Annotated in this window: 1 protein-coding gene; it reads right to left on the bottom strand. The window is 51.0% G+C overall.

Going from position 1 to position 674, the window contains the following annotated elements:
• The coding region (locus tag L4D20_RS24280; RefSeq protein WP_428804125.1) for a hypothetical protein at nucleotides 1-552 on the bottom strand (552 nt) is incomplete at its 3' end.
• Nucleotides 553-674 lie beyond the last annotated feature (122 nt).

Genomic DNA, 674 nt, shown 5'->3' with positions numbered 1-674 from the left:
GTTCAACGTGCCAAGACTGACACTGATTTCTGAGGCGTCACCCGGTATGACGAGATTGCCACCATTGGCAATGGCAGGCGGTGTTTGTAGTACTCCATCCCCATTGAGGTAAGTCACCGTGAGGTCGCCATCGGCCAGAAAATCCGCCATTTCCGCGCTGTAATCCCCATCTAAATCAATGGTGAATGTGTAGGTTAAGTCGCCATCGACCTCTTTATCCAGTGAGACACCAAAGACCGCATTGTCGCCTTCKGTCACAGGATCTGGGCTCACCACCGTCAGTACCGGCGTATCAGCGTTATCTTCACCATCGAGATCATCAACAATCGTCGCACTACCGCTGTCATTCAGGTCGAGCACTTCACCTTCGTCACCTATCTCGCCATGGACATTCACATCAAGACCAAAGCTCTCTACCCCTTCAAAAATCTCATCGTTCAACGTGCCAAGACTGACACTGATTTCTGAGGCGTCACCCGGTATGACGAGATTGCCACCATTGGCAATGGCAGGCGGTGTTTGTAGTACTCCATCCCCATTGAGGTAAGTCACCGTGAGGTCGCCATCGGCCAGAAAATCCGCCATTTCCGCGCTGTAATCCCCATCTAAATCAATGGTGAATGTGTAGGTTAAGTCGCCATCGACCTCTTTATCCAGTGAGACACCAAACCAAA

It is taken from the genome of Vibrio kyushuensis (assembly GCF_050337325.1).
Lineage (GTDB): Bacteria > Pseudomonadota > Gammaproteobacteria > Enterobacterales > Vibrionaceae > Vibrio > Vibrio kyushuensis.
The sequence above is the reverse complement of the archived record's forward strand: the minus strand, read 5'-3'. Positions and strand labels throughout refer to the sequence as shown.